Here is a 24564-nt window from a genome sequence, read left to right on the forward strand (position 1 = left end):
GATTAATTTCCGAACCAGACGGAGGCGGAAATGGCCGGTAGGGAGAGAATGCCTTCCTGAATCGTGCCTTTACCCTCTTTGCGTTGCCACGCCTTCACGTGCAGCAACGGAGAGTCATCCAGCACCACTTCACAGGCTTCTCCGCGGTTGATGGCGACCAGCACGCGTTGCTGGTTGTAGACGCGGGCAAACACCACCACGTTATCGTGGGCATACACCACCTGACAGCCACCGTAACGCAGCGCCTGGTTCTGTTTACGAAGCTTAGCCAGACGCTGGTACAGGCTGAGCAGCGCCTTGTCCTGCTTCGCCGGATCCCAGGGGAAGGTTTTGCGGCAGAAGGGATCGTTGTTCCCCTCCAGCCCCACCTCATCACCGTAGTAAATGCACGGCACGCCAGGCCAGGTGAAGAGCCAGGTAACGGCCAGCGGCAGACGTGCCACATCCTTGCCAAGCAGGGATTTAAAACGTGCGGTATCGTGGCTGTCCAGCTGGTTAAACATCCGCAACTGCTGCTGATGCGACAGGCTGGCGCGGTAGTTATCCATCCATGCCATACAGGTTTCGGCGTCGATATGCTGCGGATCGTAAGAGATATCGGTGTTCGCCAGAAATCCCCATAGCGGGAAGGTAAAACCGCGGTAGTTCATGGCCGAATCTTCTGCATCGGCTTGCAACCACTGGCGTGCATCGCCAAAATGCTCGCCAAAGACAAAGGCCTCCGGCTGCGCGGCTTTCGCTGAGCGGGTGATACCTGCAACGTGCTGAAGGTTATTACGCGCTCCGCCCGCTTCACCCAGCATATGCACCACGTCAAGACGCCAGCCGTCCATGTTCCATGGTGCCTTAAGCCAGTGGCGGACAACGCTGTCTTCACCGCCGTAGATTTCGTTGACCAGAGAAGGCGACTGGAAATCCAGCTTCGGCAGGCTTGGGTAGCCCAGCCAGTCCAGCGCGTAGCCCTCTTCATTAAAGCTGTACCAGTCACGCTGCGGCGAATCCGGGTTATGGCATGCCCCGCTCATCGACTGGTTATGACGGTCAAACCACGCGTGCGAATCCCCGCTGTGGTTGAACACGCCGTCCAGAATCAGGCGCATCCCTTCGTTTTTAGTGTTCTGTCGCAGGCGCAGCAGCGCGGCATCGCCGCCAAACTGCTCATCAACATGACGATAATCTTCGGTGTCGTATTTATGCACGCTTGGGGCTTTAAACACCGGGTTAAGGTACAGCGCCGTCACGCCCAGTTTTTTCAGGTACGGGAGTTTTTCGCTGATCCCGTCGAGATCGCCACCGTAAAACGTCGAGCCACCCGCCTGCGCGGTCAGCGGTTCATCCCATGCTTTGAGGATAATGTCGTGACCTGCTGCGTGGTGGTAATAAACCTTGTCCTGGTCTGCAGTGCGCTTTTCGCTGCGGGCAAAGCGGTCCGGGAAAATCTGGTAAAACACCTGATCGTTAACCCATTGCGGGCCATTGTCCGGGTAATCGACGGCAAACTGCTCCAGCCGGGCCGGCGGAAAACGGCTAAACCCCTGCGGGGTAAACCACAGCTGGCGGTTATTCCACAGCAGTTTAAAACTGTAGCGACGACGCGGCTGTCCACGGGTTAAATCGATGTTTGCCCGCCACGCCGTGATCCCGGGCTGCGGCTGGCTGCGCTGCTTATGCATTTTCAGCGCGGTCTCTTCGTTATCAATTTCGGCGCGTAGCGTCACGCGTTCAGGCTGATTTTCCCCCGCCAGCCAGAGCGTAATCACAAGGTTGTCTTTGTTTTGCTTAACAAATGGGGCAACCGGAAGGTGCCAGGCGTTTAACATCACGAATCCCCTTTGATTAAATTGACGTCACCTTGCCACAGGGTGGTTAAGGTTAGCTCATCATGACGAGGTTTATTGAGGGAGGAGGACGGGGGAGGAGGCATCAGTGTGAGCGGATGCCTCCTTCCAGTCCCTCTGCGGGGAGAGGGAAGATTACTGTGCCTGCGCCAGCTGACGGTCTCGGCGGCATTTAAACATCCAGCCCAGCAGCAGCAGGACGATCCACGCGCAGCCCACATAAAGGGAGATACGGGTATCCGGATGATAGCCAATCAGGGCGATGATAAAGACCAGGAAGACCAGACCGACAGCGGTTGTCACCACCCCACCCGGCACTTTGAACTTCAGCGCTTTCGCCTCTTCCGGTGACAGACGGCGACGGAACGCAATCTGCGACAACAGGATCATGATCCACACCCACACTGTCGCGAAGGTCGCCAGCGACGCAATCACCAGGAACACATTCTCCGGCATGATGTAGTTCAGGTAGACCGACAGCAGCAGGGCTACGGTCATCACCATTACCGTCACCCACGGCGTGCCGCGACGAGAGGTTTTGGCAAACACCTTAGGCGCACTGCCCTGCTCCGCCATTCCGTGCAGCATGCGGCCCACGCCAAAGACGTCACTGTTGATTGCCGAAAGCGAGGCGGTCAGCACCACAAAGTTCAGGATGCTGGCGGCAAACGCGATGCCCATATGCTGGAAGGTCAGCACAAACGGGCTGCCGTTAGTGCCCACCTGGTTCCATGGGTAGATGGACATAATGACGAACAGCGTCCCCACATAGAACACCAGAATACGCATTGGCACTGAGTTGATGGCGCGCGGAATGGATTTCTCCGGGTCTTTCGCTTCCCCGGCGGTAATGCCGATAATCTCGATCCCGCCGTAGGCAAACATGACCATCTGCAGCGACATAACCATGCCGAGCCAGCCGTTGCTGAAGAAGCCGCCGTTGCTCCAGAGGTTATGGATCCCCGTTGGCTGACCGCCGTTGCCGATACCCCAGATGATGATCCCGAAGCCCGCGATAATCATGATGATAATGGTGGCAACTTTGAAGAAGGAGAACCAGAACTCCAGTTCGCCAAACACCTTCACGCTCATCAGGTTGACGGCACAGATGATCAGGACCACGCTCAGCACCCAGATCCAGTGCGGAACCGCGGGGAAGCAGACGCCCATGTAGATGCCAAAGGCGGTAACGTCGGCAATAGCCACAATCAGAATTTCGAAGCAGTAGGTCCATCCGGTGATGAAGCCCGCCAGCGGGCCTAAGTTTTCCTGCGCATAGCGCGAGAACGAACTGGCAGACGGATTGTGAACCGACATCTCCCCGAGGGCGCGCATGATAATATACGCGGCCACGCCACCGATGATGTAGGCCAGCAGAACGCTGGGACCGGCCATTTTAATGGCATCTGCCGAGCCATAAAAAAGACCGGTACCGATAGCGGATCCCAGCGCCATAAAGCGAATGTGGCGGGTACTGAGTCCACGTTTGAGTTTGTTAGTGCTTTCCATTTAAATCTTGCCATTCAACTCGAAAAAAACAAAAAACCACGGGGCCTTAAGCCCCGTGGTTAAACAGTTTGTTGCCGTTGATTAATGGGCGTTCGATGCGACCTGACGCCCTGCAGCACGATCCCAGATAATGGCCAGAACCAGTGCAACAACGGTAGGCATCAACCAGGCCAGGCCTTGCTCGGACAGCGGCAGACGCTGTGTCCAGGCTGGCAGTATTTGCGCAAAGGCGGATGCTTTAATCCCGTCAAGGATACCAAAAATCAGGCTGATAAACATGGCTGGCGCAATAATTCGCGACGAGTTGTTCCACCACGGGCGGGTGAAGCTCAGCACCACCAGCACGATACATGGCGGATAGATGGCCGTCAGCACCGGGATAGAGACCTGAATCAGGTGGCTCAGACCGAGGTTTGACACCGCCATGGAGAAGATGCCCAGGATAAAGACCAGCGTGCGGTAAGAGAGCGGCAGATACTGAGCAAAGAACTCAGCGCAGGCGCAGGTCAGCCCCACGGCGGTGACAAGGCACGCCAGGAAAATCAGTACCGCCAGCAGCAGGCTACCCGCACCACCAAAGGTGTGCTGTACGTAAGCATGGAGGATCGCCGCGCCGTTGGCATTTTGATCGACCAGTATGGCGCTATCTGAGCCCAGGCGGAACAGCGCCAGGTACAGCAGCGTCAGCCCCACACCGGCCATCAGGCCAGCCCAGATGGTGTAGCGAGTCAGCAGACGCGCTTCCGTCACGCCGCGGGAACGTGCGGCATTCACGATAACAATACCAAACACCATTGCGCCCAGCGTATCCATCGTCAGGTAGCCGTTCACAAAGCCGTTGGAGAACGCGGCGTTTTTATAGGCGTCCATCGCATCGCTAATCGGGCCTGCGGGCCAGACGATGGCCGCAACCGCCAGCACAATCAGCGCCACGATTTTCAGCGGAGCCAGGAAGTTACCCACGGTATCCAGCAGCTTGCCCGGATAGAGGGAAACCAGAATCACAATCGCGAAGTAGATCAGGCTGTAGATAAACAGCGGCATCGCACCATCGCCAGTGAGCGGGGCAATCCCCACTTCGAAGGATACGGTCGCGGTACGCGGGGTCGCAAACAGCGGGCCAACGGCCAGATAGCAGACGGTCGCCAGCAGAATGCCGGCCACTTTGCCAATCGGGGTGCTGAGGCTATCAACGCCACCACCGACTTTCGCCAGCGCGACGACGGTCAGTACCGGCAGACCCACAGCAGTAATCAGGAAACCAAACGCAGCGGTCCAGACGTGTTCACCCGCCTGTAAGCCAACCATTGGAGGGAAAATGATGTTGCCTGCGCCAACGAACAGCGCAAATGTCATAAAGCCCAGCGCGATGATGTCACGCGATTTTAAGTGATGGGTCATAAAACCTTACTGCCTGTGGATGTGGTGTTGAAAACATTGAGATTTTCGCTATCTCTGACGGGACGATACAGCGGAAAATTTGCTCAATTTCAGCGGGATATGCTCCCGTCCTGGCGTGGAGAAGAATAGTTTTTCGATTTACCACGCAAATACAGTCGGTATGACAGTATCTGGGGCGCAATTTAAACGCTTATAACGTTTAAAGGCAAGATGGGATCGTGAAACCAGAACAATATACCAGCATCAAAAATCAGACCAGCACAATACGCTAATTATAAGAAAAACCCATGGCTAATCATGCGAACAAAAAACAGCCAGCCGTATAATATTCAGCCGCGTTTCGCTTGACTGCAAAGCAAACGGGCCAGCAAAGGCTGGCCCGTGGAAAGGTAAACTGACACGCCTGTCGTCAGGCGATCTTTTTGGCAATTAATCGTTCCGGGATAACGAAACTGAAGCGGGTTCCCTTACCCAGCGTGCTTTGAATATCGAGACGGCTTTCATGGTGATTCACCGCGTGTTTCACAATAGCCAGCCCCAGACCGCTGCCGCCGGTTTGCCGTGAGCGCGCTTTATCCACCCGGTAGAATCGCTCGGTCAGACGCGGGATGTGCTCAGGCGCGATCCCCGGCCCGTTATCCTCTACGCTGAACTCGGCGCCCGTTGGCGTGTGCTGCCAGCGCACCACGATATCCGTCCCCGCTGGCGTATGATTCACCGCGTTATACACCAGATTAGAAATGGCGCTGCGCAGCTCATCTTCGCTGCCAAGCACCTTGAGCGTGTTGTCGACCTCGAAGGTCAGCTGATGCATTTTATGGCTCAACGTCTGCGCTTCGCGCTCCACCACCCGCAGCATCATCGGAACATCAATGGTGTCATTCAATGCCAGCGAGGGGGCGGCCTCAATTTTCGAGAGCGTCAGCAGCTGTTTCACCAGCCCTTCCATACGGTGCGTTTGTTCACGCATCGTATGCAACGCTTTCTCGCGCGGCGCGCCTTCCAGCGTTTGCTCCTGCATCATCTCCAGGTACCCCTGAAGCACCGTCAGCGGAGTGCGTAATTCGTGGCTGACGTTGGCAAAGAAGTTGCGTCGCGCCCCTTCCAGCTGGTGCATCTGGGTGACATCACGGGCAACCATCAGCCACTGCTGGTCGCTGTAAGGCATCACACGGATTTCCAGATGGCGCCCATTATTGAGCTTCAGGTTGTGGGGGCGGGTAAAATCACGCTTTTTCAGGTACAGCGTGAACTCGGGGTAACGCAGAAGGTTGAGGATGTTCTGGCCATTATCGTCCGGCCAGCGCAGGCCCAGCAGCTGTTGCGCGAGGCCGTTACACCAGAAGATCGTCCCTTCTTCGGTCGTCAGAATGACAGCATCCGGCAGCGACTCAGCGCCGCTACGGAAGCGTTTGATCAGGCTTCCCAGCTCCCGACGCCGCTTTTTGTTACGCATCTGCATCTGGTGCAGACCGTACAGCAGCGGCTCCCAGCTTCCGCTTCCCGGCGGAGGCGTCATACTTCGGTCAACCCACAGCCACCACGAGAGGCGCAGCAGGTTCCAGAAATGCCAGATCAGAAGCCCGGTAACCGACGCCAGCAGAAACCACGGCAAATATCCAAGAAAGGCCCCCAGAATGAAGGCCGGAATACAGCATAAGATCAGTTCAAAGACGAGCCTTTTCCATGACAGACGTTCCAGCACGCGTCACACTCCTGTCATTGTTCAGAAACGGGTTGAAAAACGATAACCCGTGCCGCGGACCGTCTGCACCATGCGATCGTGGCCGCTCAGTTCCAGCGCTTTTCGCAGGCGGCGGATATGTACGTCAACCGTCCGGTCTTCGACATACACGTTAGTTCCCCAGACGTTATTCAGCAACTGTTCGCGGCTGTATACGCGCTCCGGGTGAGTCATAAAGAAATGCAGAAGTTTAAATTCGGTAGGCCCCATATCGAGGGGATTTTCACCGGTCATGACGCGGTGTGAGGTAGGGTCAAGGCTCAGTCCCTGCATCTCAATCACCTCTTCCACCGCCATCGGTGAAATGCGGCGCATCACGGCTTTAATGCGGGCAACCAGCTCTTTCGGTGAGAACGGTTTGGTAATGTAATCGTCCGCCCCCGTTTCCAGACCGCGTACGCGATCCTCTTCTTCACCGCGCGCCGTGAGCATCACAACCGGTATGTCGCGGGTTAGCGCTTCACGTTTCAGGTGTTTGATAAACTGCAGCCCGGAGCCGCCAGGCAACATCCAGTCGAGCAGAATCAGATCGGGCCAGGGTTCATTCAGCTGGTTCACCGCGCTGTCATAATCTTCCGCCTCAACCGGCTGGAAGCCATTTTGCTCGAGCACGAAGCACACCATTTCACGAATCGGAGCTTCATCTTCTACGACCAGAATACGTCTCGCCATACTTTGCCCTGTTTTATCTTATTTAAGTTACAAGTTTGTAATGCGGCGTCATTATGCGTCAGATTTATGACAGATTTATGAAAAACAGTACCACTATAAAGGGCAAACTGTTGTTTTATTACAGCGGTTATTTTCTGTTCCCTGACAGTTTATAATCCTGCTTTCTCTTTTTCGCCACGGATCAGCAATGCGCATACTACACACCTCTGACTGGCATCTGGGTCAAAATTTTTACAGCAAAAGCCGGGCGGCTGAACACGAAGCGTTCCTGAACTGGCTGCTGGATACGGCCCGCTCTCATGAGGTGGACGCCATTATTGTGGCGGGCGACATCTTCGATACCGGCTCGCCCCCCAGCTATGCGCGCGAGTTATATAACCGTTTTGTCGTCAATCTGCAGCAAACGGGCTGTCATCTGGTGATTGTTGCCGGCAACCATGATTCCGTCGCAACATTAAATGAATCCCGCGATATTCTGGCGTTTCTCAATACTACCGTGGTGGCCAGCGCAGGACATGCGCCGCAGATCCTGAAAAAGCGCGACGGGACGCCGGGTGCGGTACTGTGTCCGATCCCATTTTTACGCCCGCGCGATATTGTCCAAAGCCAGGCGGGGCTTTCCGGCGCTGAAAAACAGCAGCATTTGCTGCAGGCCATCACCGACTATTACCACCAGCAGCATGCCCAGGCCTGTGCCCTTCGCGGCGACCAGGCGATTCCGGTGATTGCCACCGGGCACCTCACCACCGTTGGGGCCAGCAAAAGCGACGCGGTGCGTGACATTTATATTGGCACGCTGGATGCTTTCCCGGCACAAAACTTCCCGCCCGCGGATTATATTGCCCTCGGGCATATCCACCGGGCGCAGGTTATCGGCGGCTGCGAGCACATTCGCTACTGCGGCTCGCCCATCTCGCTGAGTTTTGATGAGACCGGCAAAGCCAAAAGTGTCCATCTGGTCAGCTTTAGCGGCGGCAAGCTCAGCGCCGTTGACACGCTGGAAGTGCCCGTCACCCAACCGCTGGCGGTGCTGAAAGGCGATCTGGACGCCATCACCGCCCAGCTTGAACAGTGGCGCGGCGTGGAACAAAACCCGCCGGTCTGGCTGGATATTGAGATCGCCAGCGGCGACTACCTGCATGATGTGCACCGAAAAATTCAGGTGCTCACGGAAAACCTGCCGGTAGAGGTACTGCTGGTGCGCCGCAGCCGCGAGCAGCGCGAGAAAATTCTGCTCAGCGCCCAGCGCGAAACGCTCAGCGAACTCAGGGTGGAAGAGGTCTTTGAACGCCGGCTCTCCCACGAGGAGATTGACGACGCGAAACGCGCACGGCTGAACGAGCTGTTTACGCACACCCTGCATGCCCTGAACGATGAGGAAGAAAACGCATGAAAATCCTCAGCCTGCGTCTGAAAAATCTCAACTCACTGAAGGGTGAGTGGAAAATCGATTTTAACGCGGAGCCGTTTGCCAGCAACGGACTGTTTGCGATTACCGGGGCTACCGGCGCAGGGAAAACGACCCTGCTCGACGCCATTTGTCTGGCGCTGTATCACGAAACGCCGCGTCTGCAGAAAGTCTCCCAGGCACAAAACGATTTGATGACGCGCGACACGGCCGAATGCCTTGCCGAAGTTGAGTTTGAAGTCAAAGGTATTGCCTATCGCGCTTTCTGGAGTCAGAACCGCGCGCGAAATCAGCCCGACGGTAATCTTCAGGCCCCACGCGTCGAGCTGGCACGCTGTGAGGACGGTAAAATTCTGGCCGACAAAGTGTCGGATAAACTGGAACAAACGGCCGCCCTCACCGGGCTGGATTATGGCCGTTTTACCCGCTCAATGCTGCTCTCTCAGGGACAATTTGCCGCCTTCCTCAATGCCAGACCTTCCGACCGCGCCGAACTGCTGGAAGAACTGACCGGAACCGAGATCTACGGGCAGATTTCCGCCATGGTGTTTGAGAAACACAAAGCCGCGCGTAACGCCCTTGAGGTGTATGAAGCACAGGCTGCAGGCGTCGTATTGTTGAGTGAAGAGCAACAGCAGCAGTTACAGCAAAGTTTGCAGGCACTTACTGACGAAGAAAAAACGCTGCTGGCGCAACAGCAGAATCAACAGAAAGATTTTCAGTGGCTTACGCGCAATGACGAGCTTATACGTGAGCAGCAGCGCGTTGCCACCTTGCAGCAACAGGCGCAACAGGCACTGACCGAGGCTGCGCCCGAGCTGGCAACGCTCCAGCTTGCTCACCCCGCCGCCCAGCTGCGACCACTGTGGGACAGCCAGCAAGAGCAAACCACCCGACTGGGGCAAACGAAGCAACGCATTGTTGAAGTAAATGCTCGCTTACAAGCAAAAACCGCGCTGCGCTCGCGTATCCGTAATACGGCCCAGCGTAGCCATGCACAACTGCAGACCGACCTTACGGCGCTGGCACAGTGGCTGGCAGAACACGAGCGGTTTCGTCAGTGGGGCCAGGAGATAGCAGGCTGGCGCGCCCATTTTGCACAGCTGAATCGCGATAAAAATCAGATCGCCACACTTTCCACGCGCATTGCTGAATTACGCCAGAAGCTGGCAGAGATGCCGGAAAACGCCCTGACGCTCACGGCTGACGAGGTCAGCGTGGCGATGGAGCAACAGGCTCAGTCACGGACTTTCCGCCAGCGGCTGATGTCGCTTCAGGCCCGTTATCTGCCGCTGCAACAGCGTCTGCGCCAGAACGGTGAAAGCCTGCAGAAAGCCCAGGCAGAGCAGGTAAAACTCAATGAAACGCTGACGCTGCGTCGCCAGCAGTACAAAGAGAAAAACCAACATTACCTGGATCTTGAAACGCTCTGTAGACAGGAAGAGAAGATTAAAAGTCTGGAGGCAGAGCGTGCGCAGCTGCAGGCGGGACAGCCCTGCCCGCTGTGCGGCTCAACCTCGCACCCGGCGGTCACTGCCTATCAGGCGCTGGAGCTCAGTGCCAACCAGCAGCGTCGCGACCAGTTAGCCAAAGAGGTCGCTGCACTTAAAGAGGAAGGATTGTTAGTTCTCGGTCAGGTGAATGCCCTGACCCGGCAGATCCAGCGTGAGACAGACGACGCTCAGACGCTCTCTCAGGAGGAGCAAGCGCTCACTAAAGAGTGGCAATCGGTTTGCGCGTCCCTGAATATCACTCTGAATATTCAGGAAGATATTGCCCCGTGGATGAACGAACAAGAGCAGTATGAGCGTCAGCTTTACCAGCTGAGCCAGCGTCTGACGCTGCAGCAACAGCTGAATGAACAGGACGCGCAGGCGCGTCAGTATCAACAGCAGCTGACGGCCACGCGCCAGGCGCTGGAAACGACCCTGCTCACGCTGTCACTCAACGTCCCGGAGGAAGGCACAGAGGCTGCCTGGCTGAACGAACGTGAAACCGAGTTTGCACAGTGGCAGGAAAAACAGACTCAGCATGGCGTCATGCAGGAGCGCATGACGGCTCTGATGCCGCTGCTCGACACCCTGCCCGCCACAAACGACACAGAAACCGAACCGGCCATTCCTGATAACTGGCGCGAAACGCACGACGAATGCGTTTCTCTTCAGAGCCAGCTTGCCACATTGCAACAGCAGGAAAGCCTTGAAAGCGAACGGCTGCAGCACGCCACGACGCACTTCACCGCCGCACTGACCGCAAGCTGCTTCGCCGATCGGGAGGCCTTTCTGGCTGCACTGCTTGATGAAGAGACCATCCGCCGTCTTGAACACCGTAAGCAGACCCTGGAAAACCAGCTTCAGCAGGCAACCGCGCTGTTCGCACAGGCAAACCAGCAGCTGCAGGCTCATCAGACGCAGCGACCGGAAGGGCTGGAACTCGACGCGCCAACCCTGCAGTTGCAGCTACAGCAACTCGGGCAACAGCTTCGGGAGAACACCACTCATCAGGGTGAGATCCGCCAGCAGCTTAAACAGGACAGCGATAACCGTCAGCACCAGCTGGCGCTCATGCAGCATATTGAAGAGGCCGCGCGGCTGGCCGATGACTGGAGCTATCTGAATTCGCTGATAGGTTCCAGCACCGGTGACAAGTTCCGTAAGTTTGCCCAGGGGCTCACGCTGGATAATCTAGTCTGGCTTGCCAACCAGCAGCTAAATCGCCTGCACGGGCGCTATTTGCTGCAACGTAAGGTCAGCGATGCGCTGGAACTCGAAGTGGTGGATACCTGGCAGGCGGACGCGGTGCGCGATACCCGTACCCTCTCCGGCGGCGAAAGCTTCCTTGTTAGCCTGGCACTGGCGCTGGCGCTTTCCGATCTGGTGAGCCACAAGACACGCATCGACTCGCTGTTCCTGGATGAAGGCTTCGGCACGCTCGACAGCGAAACGCTGGATACCGCCCTGGATGCGCTCGATGCGCTGAACGCCACCGGGAAAACCATTGGCGTGATTAGCCACGTCGAGGCGATGAAAGAGCGGATCCCGGTGCAGATCAAAGTGAAGAAGATTAACGGGCTGGGGTATAGCAAGCTGGATAAGGTGTTTGCGGTGGAGTGAGGGTGCCCTGCATGAGGGCACCCTCATCCCGCCCCCTCTCACGCATGGAGAGGGAGAATGGCTATAGCGGCCAGAGCCACGCGGCGCCGCGCACGCCGCTGGAGTCCCCGTGCACCGCTTTGCGGATCGGGGTTTCACACTCGCCGCCGAAGACCCACTGCTTCACCAGATTCGGTACCGTGGCATATAAACGGTCGACATTGCTCATCCCGCCGCCGAGCACAATCACGTCAGGGTCAAGGATATTCACCACGTGCGCCAGGGATTTCGCCAGCCGCATTTCATAGCGGCTGAGAGCCAGCTCAGCTACCGGATCGTGTTCCCCGACCCGGCGCATAATCTCGTTCCCCTTGAGTGGCTGGCCACTCAGGCGGTGATAATCGGTGGCAAAACCGGTGCCGGAGATAAACGTCTCAATACAGCCCTGCTTGCCGCAATAGCACGGCACCTCGGCGCGGTATTTAAGTTCATCGTCATCCATCCACGGCAGGGGGTTATGTCCCCACTCGCCCGCCGTACCGTTGCCGCCAATATGAGCGCGCCCGCCCAGGGCCACGCCTGCGCCACAGCCGGTCCCGATAATGACCGCAAAGACGGTCTGGGCCCCTGCGGCGGCACCGTCAATGGCTTCGGAGACGGCCAGACAGTTGGCGTCATTTGCCAGACGCACTTCCCGGTTCAGGCGCTGACTTAAATCTTTATCAAAAGGCTGACCGTTGAGCCAGGTGGAGTTGGCGTTTTTAACCACCCCGGTATAGGGCGAGATTGAGCCCGGGATCCCCATCCCAACGGTGCCGGTCTGCCCTGTCGCCTGCTCAGCCATGTCGACCAGCCGGGCAATCGTCTCGATAGTCTGGTGATAATCATCGCGCGGCGTAGGCAGACGGTGGCGGAACAGTTGCTCCCCCTGCTCGCTCAGTGCGATGACTTCTGTTTTGGTGCCGCCCAAATCAATCCCAATACGCACAAGACACTCCTCATTATTTTGATTATCAACAGAGTAGAAGCCCGCTTCCCGATTAGCAATGCAAGCGATGCGACAATTCGTTATCATGCCCGCTGATTTAACGACAAGGCCGTGGAAATTATCATGCTGTGGTTCAAAAATTTGATGGTTTACCGTCTCAGCCGCGACGTTTCGCTGCGTGCAGAAGAGATGGAAAAACAGTTAGCCGCTTATAGCTTTTCCCCTTGCGGTAGCCAGGATATGGCAAAAACCGGTTGGGTTCCTCCAATGGGTTCACAAAGCGATGCATTGACCCACGCCAGCAGCACGGGTCAAATCATCGTCTGCGCCCGCAAAGAAGAAAAAATTCTGCCCACGCCGGTGGTCAAGCAGGCGCTCGAAGCGAAAATTTTCAAGCTTGAAGCCGAACAGGGTCGCAAGCTGAAAAAAACCGAAAAAGATTCGCTGAAAGACGAAGTTCTTCACTCTCTGCTGCCGCGCGCCTTTAGCCGTTTCAGCCAGACAATGATGTGGATCGATACCGTTAACGGGCTGATCATGGTGGACTGCGCCAGCGCCAAAAAAGCGGAAGATACGCTGGCCCTGCTGCGCAAAAGCATCGGCTCGTTACCGGTCGTTCCGCTGGCGCTGGAAACGCCGATTGAACTGACCCTGACCGAATGGGTGCGCAGCGGTACAGCGGCCCAGGGCTTCCAGATCCTTGATGAAGCCGAGCTCAAAGCTCTGCTCGAAGATGGCGGCGTGATCCGCGCGAAAAAGCAGGATCTGGTGAGCGACGAGATCGCCGTACACATTGAAGCGGGCAAAGTGGTGACCAAACTGGCACTCGACTGGCAGCAGCGTATTCAGTTTGTGATGTGCGATGACGGCTCGGTGAAGCGTCTGAAATTCTGCGATGAGCTGCGCGATCAGAACGAAGATATCGATCGTGAAGATTACGCCCAGCGCTTTGACGCGGACTTTATCCTGATGACCGGAGAGCTGGCAGCGTTAATTCAGAATCTGGTGGAAGGCCTCGGCGGCGAAGCGCAGCGGTAATGCCTGCAGTGACCCTCTCCCGGCAGGGAGAGGGAATAAAACGTTTTATTTCAGGTAGCGGCACAGATAAGAGGTCGGTTCAGCAACCTGCAGATGGAATTCGCTGTGGCCAGGGACGTTGAACGCTTGTCCGGCAGAGTAAACTTTCCATTCTGTTTCCCCCGGCAGTAAGACGTTGAGCGCACCGCTGATCACCGTCATCTCTTCAGCTTCGGCTGTACCAAAGGTGTATTCCCCTTCAGCCATAACGCCGACACTGGCGCGGCCAGTGCTGCTGCTGGTAAAACCAATGGATTTCACTTTACCGGAAAAGTATTCGTTACTTTGAAGCATGAACTGGCCCTTATATTTTTAGATAAAAATTCACTATAGGGGCCATGATCATCACCTGTCACGCAAAATCATTAGATCAACAGCTCTGCGGCCAGCCGGGCCATCAGAACATTGGACAACAGCACCGGGACATCCAGCGCCTTTTGCAGTAAATCACGGTGGTGCTGGTGGAATCCAAGGCAGTCCAGAATCAACACATCGGCCCCTCTCTCCAGCAGTTCCCGTCCTGCCTCAATCAGCGCGGCCTCGCTGTCCCAGAAGGGATTGGCCAGCGCATACAAAGGCATTTTTTCGAGTACGTGCCATTTTGCCGTCTGGTTGTCCATAAGCTCTTCAATGGGAACAATGACCCCCACCTGATGCCCGTCAACAATGGAGGCCACCAGCGGCGGAATGATCCGCATCGGCTCCAGCAAAATCGCATTACGCGCGATGAGTCCCTTAACAGGTGCAGTACTCATCAGTAAAATGACGTCATAGCCTTGATTATCGAGCACTTCTATTACGCTCTGCAGCGAGCGCTCGATTTTCTGACGCGAAACATGCGCCAGTTTACCGTCACTTAATAACGTCGCCAGGGGATCCTCCCCCGCCTCTACAGCGTAGTCTTCCATGACCTCTTCCCGACTCATCTTCCCCAGCAGGCTTAGATGCGTTATCTGTTGTTCAGATACATGCTCGGTTAAGAGCGGTAACACTTCGCTTACAGGGACCACACCAATAGTGAGGATCGCCAACGTCGCCTTCATCTTCATCGCCTTCCATTACCGCTAAATCTTTCACACAGGTACAGGCTCACTACGCTGCACAGTTCGTTTTTTCAACAAAACAGCACCAAGCGTAGCAGGTGATCCCCATCGCGAAATGTAAAGATCGCCTGCCCGTTACGGAGTTACCTGTAATAACTAAATATTAACCCCTGCTTAACATTTGCGATGAGTAAAAAGTGTGATTCAGGCACGGTATTTAGCCCTTTAGGAATTCATTCACGACTTATCAGGATCTTCGTAGCGCCGTTTGGCATCCAGCGCTTCCTGTTCAGTTTCATGTTCACTGATCAGAGAGTCTGGTTTGGGGTGATCGGCACGCAGCTGATACCAGGTGACGGTTTGATCGCCATTGCCTTTTTCAACGGTAACGATGCGTGCTTCACGTGGATAGGGAGGTCTGGTTGGCATAGCTCATCCTTTTTTTATGTCTGAGCTATAAGTATAGACGCCGCTTAGCTGGCACAAGCCAAACGCAGGGCGGTAATAATCTGAATTACCACGTCCTCGGGTGAAGCGGAAGCATCCACAACGTGGTGTGCCGCTTCGCGGTATAACGCATCGCGTTCGGCCAGCACTTCGCTCACCTCTTCGCTGAGCGGCCGGGAGGTCAGCGCAGGACGTTGTCCCTCTTCCGGAAATGCTTCCAGCCGCCCTACCAGGGCCGAAACGGGTGCGCTGAGGTAGATGACAATCCCTTTTTCACGCATAAAGCGACGGTTACACTCGGCGAGAACAATGCCGCCACCGGTTGCGATAACAGCAGACGGCGTGGTGACCGCCTTCAGCGCGGCCGTTTCACGGGCGCGAAAGCTCTCCCACCCCTCTTGCTCAACGATTTCCGCGATGCTTTTCCCGGCTTCGGTTTGCAGCCAGTGGTCGGTATCAACAAACTGACGATCGCACGCGCGTGCCAGTTCCAGGCCAACGGTGGTTTTCCCACAGCCGCGGGGGCCAACTAAAAAGATGGGTTGGGTCATAACCAGGTGTTCCCCTTGATGCCGGATGGCCGAAGAGCGTAAAGAAATAATTGCAGAAGATGTTGCGTTTACTTTACTGCAAAGCGGTACGGGATGACAACCCTGCGGAGGCCATACTGTACCACAAAGTGACAATGGTTATCATTACGCAGTGCGACGCTTGACTTCGAGCAGCCACTTATCAAGCTCTGCGGCGAATTGCTGGCGATCGCGTTGGGACAGGCTGTCTGGCCCGCCGGTCTGCACGCCGCTGGCGCGAAGCGTATCCATAAAATCACGCATGGTGAGTCTTTCACGAATGGTCGCCGGCGAATAACGCTCCCCTCTCGGGTTCAGCGCCGCCGCTCCCTTTTCAATTACTTCCGCGGCCAGCGGGATATCCGCCGTGATCACCAGATCCTCGGGGCTACACAGACGCACAATCTCGTTATCCGCCACGTCAAAGCCAGCCGGAACCCGCAACGCGCGAATAAATCGGGAAGGCGGTACGCGAATATTCTGGTTCGCCACCAGCGTAAGCGGCATCTGCACGCGCTCGGCCGCGCGGAATAAAATCTCTTTAATCACATTCGGACACGCGTCCGCATCAACCCAAATCGCCATATTGTCTCCCCATAATGATTCTGCCGACTATTGTCGCCTGCATTTCGTTGTTAAGCTATCAATCAGAGAAAACAACGCATAATGACGGAGAATCGTGATGGATAAGAAAATCGGGTTTATCGGCTGCGGTAACATGGGCAAAGCCATCCTGGGTGGCCTGATCGCCAGCGGACAGGTGCTGCCGGGTCAGATTTGGGTCTACACCCCATCACCGGACAACGTCGCCGCGTTACGCGATCGGTACGGGATCAACGCAGCTGAAAGTGCGCAGGAAGTGGCCCAGGTAGCCGATATTGTCTTTGGCGCCGTCAAGCCGAACATCATGATCAAAGTGCTGAGCGACATCACCACCAGCCTGAACAAAGAGACACTGGTCGTATCGATTGCCGCGGGCGTCACGCTCGATCAGCTGGCGCGCGCGCTGGGTCATGACCGTAAAATCGTACGCGCTATGCCGAATACCCCGTCACTGGTCAACGCCGGCATGACCTCCGTCACGCCTAACGCGCTGGTGACGTCGGAAGACGTGGCGGATGTCCTGAACATCTTCCGCTGCTTCGGTGAAGCGGAAGTCATTGCCGAATCCATGATCCATCCGGTAGTGGGAGTGAGCGGTTCAGCGCCTGCGTATGTCTTTATGTTTTTAGAAGCGATGGCCGACGCCGCTGTGCTTGGCGGTATGCCACGAGCGCAGGCGTATAAATTCGCTGCACAGGCCGTGATGGGCTCTGCCAAAATGGTGCTGGAGACCGGTAAACATCCGGGTGAACTGAAAGATATGGTCTGCTCGCCTGGCGGAACCACTATCGAGGCGGTGCGGGTGCTGGAAGAGCGCGGCTTCCGTTCGGCCGTTATTGAAGCGATGACAAAATGCATGGAAAAATCAGAGAAACTGAGTAAATCCTGATTATCTGATCCGGACGTCAGGCGGCCACCTCGGTGCGGCCGCGTCCGGCATTTTTCGCCTTATACAGCGCCACATCGGCCGCTTTTAACCACTCCCGATAGTGCCCGAACTGCGGTCCCCAGGGCGCGACACCGACGCTAATACGCAGAGATTCCTTGGGCGCACACGGTAACGACAGCGTTTCCAGCCGCTCATGTACGCGTGACATCACGGCGATGGCACTGTCAGCCGCCGTCCGGGACATGATCACCGCAAACTCATCCCCGCCAAAACGGCCTATCGCATCCCCGGAACGCACCGTTAGCTGCAGTTGCCGCGTCAGGGCGATGATCGCCTCATCACCCACATCGTGGCCCCAGGTGTCATTGATATTCTTAAAATGATCGATATCGATAAGCAAAATCGTGGCGGTGCAGTGGTTGCGGCGACAGTGTTCAAATTCATTTCTCAGCAGCACTTCCCAGTGCCGGCGATTAAAGACGCCGGTCATGCCGTCGTGGGTACTCATCAGCTCCAGCCGCCGTTTATGCTCTGCAAGCCTGATGGCAGTACGATGGCTGAGCCAGGCAAAAAGCATCGGATATAACACCAGCACGGGAAGCGTTAAGCCCCATGCCAGAGGCTCCGGGTTGAAGACAGCCACCCGGCCCACAACGGGGAGCGTCACCAGGGAAGACAGAAGGGTTAACATCATGCCGGTAAAAAACAGCCGACAACCGCCGGACCCCATCATGTTCATTCCCACCATCATCAGCAGCGCTGCCGTAGGTAGCGCATTGATCCCCATCATGCCGATCCAAAGCCCGGCAATAATGGCATCAATCTTCAGATTAAAGCGTTCCTGCTGATGAGGCGAAGCAGCACGGCAGGACCACTGCCAGGCGAAATGGGGCCAGACAAATGCCCACCCCACCAGGAACAACCACCAGACGCCGGATACAGAAAAGGTGACCAGCACGCCAGAGAGGGGGAAGAACATCGCTGCCAGTCCGACAACACGCGCCAGCCGGGCTCGCCGGGCAAACGGGATCCCGGTACGGTGGGGGTCATCCTGAGAAAGGGTCATATTCCACTCTTCCCGAATGCGCTTTATATTGTAATAAGATTCATCATTCATCATTTTTGGGAATATTCTGAAACATTTCCCAAATTATAGAGAGGGGGCTTACGGGGAAAGTATGAAATTTCGGGTGAGCCGCCGGGGCCACTCACCCGATAGGACTACACGTTTTTCTTCAGACAGGCACTCATGAACTTGCTGCGATCGTCGCCTTTCAGGGACTGTTCGGTCGCTTTCGCATTACACTCGCGCATTTTTTGCTGCTGCGGCGTCAGGCTTTTCTCACCCGGTTTCGCGGCACCGTTTTTGAGGCAACCGCTCATGTAGGTCTTACGGGCATCACCCTTCAGGCTCTGCGCGGTCGCCTGTTGATTACAGGTGGTCATGCGTTGCTGCTGCGGCGTTAATGTTTTCTCTTCCGCGTTCGCCGATGAGATCAGAAACAGACCCGAGAGCAGAGTAACCAGTAATGTTGTTTTCATTGCACCATCCTTTTGTGAACATTCACTGTAAGTCTGGTTCGTGACAGGAAAAAAACCACCCGGCAGATGTGATTTCCGCCGGGCTTTTATTATTTCAGCCCCAAAGCCGCTTTCATGGTGTAGAACAGATCCGTTTGATCGGTCAGCCCTACCACGTTTGCCGCATGCGGACCGTATGCTGCGATGCGCAGCTGGGTTCCGGTATGCTCCATGGACTCTTCTTCAGAGTTGCCATAGCTCAACACCATCACCGCGCCGTCTTTGGTGTTCAGCGCCTGCGTCAGGCCCGGTGCTTTGGTATCCGCAGGGATGATCTGGCTGGCGTGCGCATGGTCTGCGGTAACAACCACCAGGGTGTTGCCGTCTTTCTTCGCAAACTCAAGTGCCTTCTGCACTGCTTCGTCCAGATCGACCGTCTCCCCAATCTGACCGCACGGGTTAGCCGCATGATCCTGTTTATCGATCGACGCGCCTTCCACCTGCAGGAAGAAGCCCTTTTCACTCTTGCTCAGCAGTGAGATCGCTTTATCGGTCATCGCCGCCAGCGTCGGGATGCTGTCGGTACGTTTTGGGTTTGGCGTACAGGTTACGGCAGGCTTATCAATGTTGCCGTGGTAGGACGCTTTTGGCCCTTCCCAGCGCACCGGCATATTGCCATCGGAGAAAAGACCCAGCAGCGGTTTATCCTGGCTTGCTTCGGTAATCGCCGCCAGAGAAGATGCATCGCTCACCAGCTGATAGCCGCGAGCCTGCGCCTGCTCACGCAGCGTTTTGCCCTGCCATTCGCCCGCCGTGGCGGTTTCCGCGAAGGTTTTCGCCCCGCCGCCCAGCGTCACGTCAGGACGTGCGTTCAACAGTTGTTCCGTAATCGAGCCTTTGCCGCCCTTTTCCAGCGCGTTAGTCGGGCATTTTTCGCTGGTCACCGACGGGCCGTAGCATTTACGCGAGGTGACATGCGCCACCAGCGCCGCTGGCGTTGCATCCTGAAGTTCAGCCGTAGAGACGTTGCCGGTAGCCAGTCCCGCCGCTTTAGCCATCTCCAGAATGGTCTGGTGATCTTTTTCGTGAATATCTACACCCAGCGCACCATTATAGGTTTTCACACCGGTGGACCACGCCGTGGCAGAGGCAGCAGAATCCGTCACGTAATCGGGTTTACCGGTTTTTTTATCCAGCGCGTAATGGGTATATTGTCCGGTGAGAGGCAGTGCGTCGATACCTTTAAAAAAGCCGCCCGCGCCTTCGGCATAATTTCGTGCTGCCGTTATTTCGGAATCGCCCATCCCGTCGCCAATCAGCAGAATAATGTTTTTAGCGGGTTTCTCATTCAGCGAAGCGCGAATGGCGGCGGTTTGATCTTCAGTCAACCGGCGCGCGCCGCCAGGCTGGGTGATATCCCCTTTGGCCGCACGATTATCCAGCACGCTGGTATTGTGATTGTCGGCATAAATAGCGGGTGACATTAACAGGGGAAGTAATGCGATGAAAAGTGCGCTCTGTTTCAATTTATTTTCTCCATGTACAAATACATAAAAAATAAAACAGAGCGACTATAGGCATCCTGCATGACAATTCTATGACACGCCGTCAGGTTCCGTGATGGTTTAGTTGCGAGGATGCCTTAACAGCTTTTTTACGTACTGGCGGAGCATTTCAGCATCCTCAACCGGCACCTGGGAATCGGGTCTGACGCTTTCCAGCGCGCCTTCAACGTTCTCAATCAACGTCTGTTGTTCGTTTTTCGCCATTTGTCGCAGCAGCGCGGTGACCACAATTTCCAGCGCTTCAACCTGGGCGACCAACTCTTTTGACTCTTCTTCCTTTTGTGCAAGCTTGACCAACAACTCAGCAATGAGATTTTTCATGGTGCTATTTCCTTATCCGTTTTGTCTGAACTTAGCATTCTGAATCCATTATGCAAAGAGAAGAAATTTATTATGTTATGCAAAAGTGATGCGGCAGGAAAAATAGATTCCTCGCGGCTTTCAGCGAAACGTTTTTCTATAAAAAACGCCGCATTTAGTTATATAAAAATGCGGCGACCATAAGAATATATAATACATCTACGAAACGGTTATCGCGCCGACTTCGCCTCCGCCATTTGTCTGCGACGACGCAGTGCAATAGCCAGTTGAATAATATTTATCAGCACCACAATAGCGGTAGCAGCAAATACCCAACGGAAACCGGCCATTGCCGAAACAGCGGCTCCCATAAGCGGACCGGCAACGTTACCTAAATACATAAACGACTGGTTATAGCCAAAAATACGGCCCGTTACCTGGTCACTGGAATATTTCACCAGCAATGTTTGCACCGCGGGTAACATCGCACCATCGGCAAAGCCCAGCAGAAACCGCAGCACGCCAAGCTGAAACGGAGAAGTGACAAACGACATTGCGAAAAAGAGCACCACCGCAAAAATCAGCGTGGCCATCAGGATACGCGCCGTGCCGATCCTGTCGCCCAGTTTTCCAAGGCGTGGCGCCGAAATGAGGGCTGATACGCCCGGGACGGCGGCAATCATCCCGCTGAGGAAAGCAATATTATTGCTGTCTGGCTCCATCGACTTAATAAACAGCGCCAGAATCGGGCCGACCGAACCGTTGCAAAGCTGGATCACCATGGTGGTCACAAACAGGCTGATCATCAGGCCCGGATAGGGCAGCGAGGCGAAAACGGCCTTGCCGCTCAGGCGTTCAGCTTTGCTGATGACGGGGCGTCCTCCCTCTTTAATGAGGAAGAGCGTGACCAGAAAACTGACCACCAGCAGGATGGCCGTAATGATAAACACCGCGCGCAGCCCCACATGATCGGCGAGGAAGCCCCCTAGCAGCGGGCCGCCAATGACCCCGCTTATCTGAGCAGTAGAGAGCGTACTCAGCGCCCAGCCGCTGCGTTCACGGGGCACCTGCGAGGCCACCAGCGCCATGGCATTCGGAATATACCCGGACGTCAGCCCCATCACCGCTCGCAGGAAAAAGAGCTGCCATACGTTAGTGGCAAAGGCCTGCAGCAGAATGGCTATCGCCATCCCCAGCGATGCGCGCAGCAGCATCAGCTTGCGCCCTTTGCGGTCGGCCAGACTGCCCCACATCGGCGAGACAATGGCAGAGACCAGAAACGTGACGCTGAACGTCAGACCTGACCACATGGAGAGCGCTTCATGGGAGGTAACGCCCAGCTGCGACACGTACAGCGGCAGGAAGGGCAATATCTGGCTGATGGCCAGCCCGGTAAAGAAGCACCCGAACCAGACCGAGATGAGATTTACTTTCCAGGATTCCATAAAAGAAATAGTCTTCATTTTTAGGCGAATTCGCCGACAGATTAGCAAGTTACGCGTTATGACGTCGCACCAGAGATGCGCCCTTGCCGACTTTGGTGTTTTATCTTCCCAGTCATCATATTTGTGAAATAAGTCACAAATCATCCATTTTCTGACGGAATATTATGCTTCAGCGGCAGAGACCAAAACCGCGCATCCCCAGGTGAAAGTGGCTGGCATGGGCGGCGTTATACTCTGGCCCCAGGCTGTTACCGTAATAGCTGCAGCTCGCCGCCAGCATGCCTTTCAGCCATGGCTGCGTTTTTGTCGCCTTCCAGCCGTTTTGTACCGTGACCTTCTCACCGTTTGCCAGCCCAAACGCCGTGATATCCAGCGCCTCTGCCGTAGCATGTTCACTGCGTCGCGCGTCGGGGCGATGGTAAATGTTGCGGCAGGCAAAGCTGCCGAGATGCTCAATACGCGTCAGCTCACTTCCCGTATAGCTTCTGGTGAGTGGCCGGGCCTGCTGGCTGATAAACAAGGCAGAACTGAGCGCCAGCGGGCAGCTCGCAAGGAAACTGCTGTTCAGGCTGACCGGACCGAAGTTACGTACCCGGACGACGTTACGGAGTGGACACTCCCCACCGCTGTCTGCGACCGGTTGTGTGCGGATAAGCGCGCGTTGATTGGCCTGCGATAACAGGCTCGCGCACGCCTGGGGCGTTAAGTTCCGAAGCTTATACTGGGTAATGCGGCCTGGCGGGTCGTCGAGATCTAGCGGCGTGAAAGGGTTGTAGTAAGACGGCAACCAGCGATACCCCACCGTTGCGACAGCCGCAATAATGAAAACGGTCAGCAGAGTTTTTCCTTTCACGCTCCCCCCTTAACATCCCCAAAACATTATGGCAGAAGGCCGCGAAACCCGCTGGGCATCGTGGTATGTTATTGGTTTTTCGTCAGACTGGAAGAGAGTGAGATGGCAAAGCAGCGCGTAGGTATTGTCTTTGGGGGAAAATCAGCGGAGCACGAGGTTTCATTGCAATCGGCCAAAAATATCGTCGATGCAATCGATAAAAGCCGTTTCGACGTGGTGCTGCTGGGCATAGATAAACAGGGGCAGTGGCATGTCAACGATGCCAGCCAGTATCTATTAAATGCTGACGATCCGGCGCATATCGCTCTGAATCCTTCTGCAATCAGCGTCGCTACCGTACCCGGCGTGGTGCAAGGGCAGCTCATCGACGCCGGTAATGCGCAGTCTCTCGCCCAGATTGACGTGGTCTTCCCTATCGTTCATGGCACCCTTGGCGAAGATGGTTCGCTGCAGGGGATGCTGCGCATGGCCAACCTGCCGTTTGTCGGTTCTGATGTGCTGGGTTCCGCTGCCTGCATGGATAAAGACGTCACCAAGCGCCTGCTGCGTGATGCGGGGCTGAATATTGCGCCGTTTGTCACCCTCACCCGCGCCAACCGTGACCAACACAGCTTCGCTCAGATTTCCGGTCAGCTGGGCCTGCCGCTGTTTGTGAAACCCGCAAACCAGGGCTCTTCCGTCGGGGTCAGCAAGGTGACAAGCGAAGCACAGTTCACACAAGCGGTCAGCCTGGCGTTTGAGTTTGACCATAAAGTGGTGGTTGAGCAGGGCATCAAAGGCCGCGAAATTGAGTGCGCCGTGTTGGGCAACGATTTCCCACAGGCAAGCACCTGCGGAGAAGTGGTGTTAAACAGTGATTTTTACTCTTACGACACCAAATACATTGATGATAAAGGCGCCCAGGTTGTTGTGCCTGCGAATATCGATCCGGCAATCAACGATAAGATCCGCGCGATCGCGATTAACGCTTATCAGACGCTCGGCTGCAGCGGCATGGCGCGCGTGGATGTGTTCCTGACGCCTGAAAACGAGGTGGTGATTAATGAAATCAACACCCTGCCGGGCTTCACCAACATCAGCATGTATCCCAAGCTGTGGCAGGCCAGCGGGCTTAGCTACTCAGCACTCATCACCCGCCTGATTGAACTGGCGCTGGAGCGTCATGCTGCGGACAGCGCCCTGAAAAGCTCCGTAAACGGTTAATCGGGACTCTTCGCCGTTTCCGTCTCATTCGCTGTCGTCTCTTCAGGACGACGGCGGATAATCATCCCCGCCAGCCAGAAGCTGATAACCCAGGTCACCAGACCCACGGCATACGTTTGCCACCCTTTTGCTTCAAATCCCAACAGCCCCACGACACCGTTAAGAATAAAGATCAGCCCGATAGCAAAGGCGTAGTAATGCCAGTCACGGCGTAGTTTGGAAGTGAGCTTCATGACAACTCCGGCAGGAAAAAAAGATATCCTCTCACAGATTTATGACGAGGTCTGTGGCTGATGCGGAAATTCTGAAACACGCTGTTGTTTCAATTAAGTTAAGAAATTGTGATGCGCTGCAGAATTCGACAATCCAGGAGAATTCCTTAGGGTAAATTAACACG

23 protein-coding genes are annotated in these 24564 nt (G+C 55.6%); 5 read left to right on the forward strand and 18 right to left on the reverse strand.

Annotation, left to right across the window (positions count from 1 at the left end; translation table 11 throughout):
• Nucleotides 1-2: 2 nt before the first annotated feature.
• From malZ to phoB, 5 genes are all read right to left on the reverse strand, one after another.
• Entirely contained in the window at nt 3-1820 is a 1818-nt protein-coding gene (malZ, locus tag F8561_RS06395) for a maltodextrin glucosidase (protein WP_032681572.1), read from the reverse strand.
• 153 nt (nt 1821-1973) lie between these two features.
• Nucleotides 1974-3347 (reverse strand): proline-specific permease ProY, encoded by a 1374-nt coding sequence (gene proY, locus F8561_RS06400; protein ID WP_151887246.1) that lies wholly within the window; start codon nt 3345-3347, stop codon nt 1974-1976.
• 81 nt (nt 3348-3428) lie between these two features.
• On the reverse strand, nt 3429-4748 hold the full coding sequence (brnQ, locus tag F8561_RS06405) for a branched-chain amino acid transporter carrier protein BrnQ (RefSeq protein WP_014168834.1): 1320 nt from the start codon (nt 4746-4748) through the stop codon (nt 3429-3431).
• Between the two features lie 409 nt (nt 4749-5157).
• A complete protein-coding gene (gene phoR, locus F8561_RS06410; RefSeq protein WP_014168833.1) occupies nt 5158-6453 on the reverse strand; it encodes a phosphate regulon sensor histidine kinase PhoR in 1296 nt (431 codons plus the stop codon).
• Nucleotides 6454-6474: 21 nt separating this feature from the next.
• A complete protein-coding gene (gene phoB, locus F8561_RS06415) occupies nt 6475-7164 on the reverse strand; it encodes a phosphate response regulator transcription factor PhoB (RefSeq protein ID WP_008503265.1) in 690 nt (229 codons plus the stop codon).
• 187 nt (nt 7165-7351) lie between these two features.
• On the opposite strand from phoB, the gene sbcD reads away from it, so the two are divergent.
• The gene (gene sbcD / locus F8561_RS06420) at nt 7352-8557 is read left to right on the forward strand and encodes an exonuclease subunit SbcD (RefSeq protein ID WP_151887247.1); all 1206 of its coding nucleotides are present in this window, start codon (nt 7352-7354) and stop codon (nt 8555-8557) included.
• Nucleotides 8554-11685: an exonuclease subunit SbcC gene (gene sbcC / locus F8561_RS06425; RefSeq protein ID WP_151887248.1), complete on the forward strand. Its 3132-nt coding sequence runs from the start codon at nt 8554-8556 to the stop codon at nt 11683-11685. The genes sbcD and sbcC overlap by 4 nt, the downstream gene beginning before the upstream one ends.
• 61 nt (nt 11686-11746) lie before the next feature.
• Here sbcC and mak read toward each other — a convergent pair whose 3' ends face one another.
• The gene (gene mak / locus F8561_RS06430; protein WP_025204991.1) at nt 11747-12652 is read right to left on the reverse strand and encodes a fructokinase; all 906 of its coding nucleotides are present in this window, start codon (nt 12650-12652) and stop codon (nt 11747-11749) included.
• A 123-nt stretch (nt 12653-12775) separates the two neighbouring features.
• Here mak and rdgC point away from each other — a divergent pair, with 123 nt between their 5' ends.
• Nucleotides 12776-13690, forward strand: coding sequence for a recombination-associated protein RdgC (rdgC, locus tag F8561_RS06435; protein ID WP_014882739.1), 915 nt, complete (start codon nt 12776-12778; stop codon nt 13688-13690).
• Nucleotides 13691-13735: 45 nt separating this feature from the next.
• On the opposite strand, the gene ppnP is transcribed toward rdgC, so the two are convergent.
• The 5 genes from ppnP to F8561_RS06460 form a co-directional block, all read right to left on the reverse strand.
• On the reverse strand, nt 13736-14023 hold the full coding sequence (gene ppnP, locus F8561_RS06440) for a pyrimidine/purine nucleoside phosphorylase (RefSeq protein ID WP_014168827.1): 288 nt from the start codon (nt 14021-14023) through the stop codon (nt 13736-13738).
• Nucleotides 14024-14094: 71 nt separating this feature from the next.
• Nucleotides 14095-14772 (reverse strand): AroM family protein, encoded by a 678-nt coding sequence (locus tag F8561_RS06445; RefSeq protein ID WP_025204994.1) that lies wholly within the window; start codon nt 14770-14772, stop codon nt 14095-14097.
• Nucleotides 14773-15009: 237 nt separating this feature from the next.
• Nucleotides 15010-15201, reverse strand: coding sequence for a protein YaiA (gene yaiA / locus F8561_RS06450; RefSeq protein WP_013095817.1), 192 nt, complete (start codon nt 15199-15201; stop codon nt 15010-15012).
• Between the two features lie 44 nt (nt 15202-15245).
• Nucleotides 15246-15770, reverse strand: a complete 525-nt coding sequence (aroL, locus tag F8561_RS06455; RefSeq protein ID WP_020885238.1) for a shikimate kinase AroL — start codon at nt 15768-15770, stop codon at nt 15246-15248.
• A 144-nt stretch (nt 15771-15914) separates the two neighbouring features.
• A complete protein-coding gene (locus tag F8561_RS06460; protein ID WP_014168823.1) occupies nt 15915-16373 on the reverse strand; it encodes a YaiI/YqxD family protein in 459 nt (152 codons plus the stop codon).
• Nucleotides 16374-16470: 97 nt separating this feature from the next.
• Here F8561_RS06460 and proC point away from each other — a divergent pair, with 97 nt between their 5' ends.
• Nucleotides 16471-17280 carry a pyrroline-5-carboxylate reductase gene (gene proC, locus F8561_RS06465; protein WP_020885239.1) on the forward strand — a complete coding sequence of 270 codons (810 nt, stop codon included), beginning with the start codon at nt 16471-16473 and terminating at the stop codon, nt 17278-17280.
• 16 nt (nt 17281-17296) lie between these two features.
• Here the strand turns inward: proC and adrA are convergent, their stop codons facing one another.
• The 6 genes from adrA to F8561_RS06495 all read right to left on the reverse strand — a co-directional run bounded on the left by adrA (nt 17297) and on the right by F8561_RS06495 (nt 22964).
• Nucleotides 17297-18400: a diguanylate cyclase AdrA gene (gene adrA, locus F8561_RS06470; protein ID WP_151887249.1), complete on the reverse strand. Its 1104-nt coding sequence runs from the start codon at nt 18398-18400 to the stop codon at nt 17297-17299.
• A 101-nt stretch (nt 18401-18501) separates the two neighbouring features.
• Complete coding sequence (gene psiF, locus F8561_RS06475) at nt 18502-18822, reverse strand: phosphate starvation-inducible protein PsiF (protein ID WP_014168820.1); 321 nt, start codon at nt 18820-18822, stop codon at nt 18502-18504.
• An 89-nt stretch (nt 18823-18911) separates the two neighbouring features.
• Nucleotides 18912-20327 carry an alkaline phosphatase gene (phoA, locus tag F8561_RS06480; protein WP_020885241.1) on the reverse strand — a complete coding sequence of 472 codons (1416 nt, stop codon included), beginning with the start codon at nt 20325-20327 and terminating at the stop codon, nt 18912-18914.
• Between the two features lie 99 nt (nt 20328-20426).
• On the reverse strand, nt 20427-20687 hold the full coding sequence (iraP, locus tag F8561_RS06485; protein ID WP_014168818.1) for an anti-adapter protein IraP: 261 nt from the start codon (nt 20685-20687) through the stop codon (nt 20427-20429).
• Between the two features lie 209 nt (nt 20688-20896).
• Nucleotides 20897-22111 (reverse strand): multidrug efflux MFS transporter, encoded by a 1215-nt coding sequence (locus F8561_RS06490; protein ID WP_020885242.1) that lies wholly within the window; start codon nt 22109-22111, stop codon nt 20897-20899.
• Nucleotides 22112-22280: 169 nt separating this feature from the next.
• Entirely contained in the window at nt 22281-22964 is a 684-nt protein-coding gene (locus F8561_RS06495) for an extensin family protein (RefSeq protein ID WP_151887250.1), read from the reverse strand.
• 102 nt (nt 22965-23066) lie between these two features.
• On the opposite strand from F8561_RS06495, the gene ddlA reads away from it, so the two are divergent.
• A complete protein-coding gene (gene ddlA / locus F8561_RS06500) occupies nt 23067-24167 on the forward strand; it encodes a D-alanine--D-alanine ligase (RefSeq protein WP_020885244.1) in 1101 nt (366 codons plus the stop codon).
• Here ddlA and F8561_RS06505 read toward each other — a convergent pair.
• Nucleotides 24164-24400: a DUF2754 family protein gene (locus F8561_RS06505; RefSeq protein ID WP_138013535.1), complete on the reverse strand. Its 237-nt coding sequence runs from the start codon at nt 24398-24400 to the stop codon at nt 24164-24166. The two genes, ddlA and F8561_RS06505, sit on opposite strands and share 4 nt — an antisense overlap.
• Nucleotides 24401-24564: the final 164 nt, after the last annotated feature.

The organism is Enterobacter sp. 198, assembly GCF_009025585.1.
Classification (GTDB): domain Bacteria; phylum Pseudomonadota; class Gammaproteobacteria; order Enterobacterales; family Enterobacteriaceae; genus Enterobacter; species Enterobacter ludwigii.